Here is a 1,162-nt window from a genome sequence, read left to right as displayed (position 1 = left end):
GGGAGTGTAAAACAAACTGTGTCACTGGATCAATTACCGCCCCGCAGGGCGGTAATTGATCCATTTTGTTTACTGCAAATCTAACATCATTCTTCCCGGAAACCAAATGGCTAATTTCTGTGCCGTTGTTCCCCAATTAGCCAGTGGCATCGTCCATTTTTTCTTAATGTTTTTATGTGCTAAATATATCAGTTTCAATAACGCCATATCCGAAGTGAAGGCACCTTTAGTTTTGGTGACCTTACGGACTTGGCGATGGAACCCCTCGATCGTGTTGGTCGTGTAGATCAATTTTCGGATGGATTTATCGTATCGGAAATAGGTAGTCAAACGATCCCAGTTACGCCGCCAGGAGTCGATGACCACGGGATACTTTTCACCCCATTTATCCTGAAGTTCATCCATCCGGAGCCCGGCAAGATCCAAGGTGTCAGCCCTGTAGACCGGCTTCAGATCGTTCATAAACTCCTTTTGATCCTTACTGGCTACATATTTTAAGCTGTTACGGATCTGGTGTACTACACAGGTTTGTACTTCGGTATCGGGAAAAACACTCTGTATCGCTTCTGAAAAACCTTTGAGATTATCGATACAGGCAATTAAGATATCCTCTACGCCCCGGTTCTGTAAATCGGTCAGTACGCTCAGCCAAAAATTAGCGCCCTCATTCTCCGAAACATACATCCCTAACAGATGCTTATGTCCGTTTCGGTCAACACCAAGGATATTGTATACAGCCCGAGAAACAAAACGATGGTCTTCTTTCACCTTGTAGTGCATGGCATCCATCCAGACAATCGTATAAAGAGAGTCCAGGCTTCTTGATTGCCATTCCTTGACCTCAGGAATGATCTTATCGGTAATGGAAGAAAGTGTACTGTGGCTGATATCTGTATCGTACATTTCCTTGATGTGGCCGGAAATATCCCGCAGGCTCATACCCAGACCATACATGCCTAAAATCTTCTTCTCCAGGCTCTCAGCTAAAATCGTTTCACGTTTCTTAATGAGCTGGGGCTCGAAGTTAGATCGGCGATCACGAGGTGTGTCGATGTCGATTGTGCCATCGGAGGTGCGAAGCTGCTTGTGGGACTTGCCGTTACGCCGATTACCTCGCGAGCGTTCAAATTCGTCCATATGGCTTTCCATCTCAGCTTCTAAG

1 protein-coding gene is annotated in these 1,162 nt (G+C 45.7%); it reads right to left on the bottom strand.

All coding sequences use genetic code 11. The features are described 5' to 3' along the window. Positions 1-69 precede the first annotated feature (69 nt). Positions 70-1,162 (bottom strand): IS256 family transposase (locus tag ACFSAH_RS14095; RefSeq protein ID WP_379663381.1); only part of this gene is annotated, 1,093 nt, incomplete at its 5' end.

Origin of the sequence: Pseudopedobacter beijingensis (assembly GCF_042678145.1) — a bacterium.
Taxonomy (GTDB): Bacteria; Bacteroidota; Bacteroidia; order Sphingobacteriales; family Sphingobacteriaceae; genus Pseudopedobacter; species Pseudopedobacter beijingensis.
The sequence above is the reverse complement of the archived record's forward strand: the minus strand, read 5'-3'. Positions and strand labels throughout refer to the sequence as shown.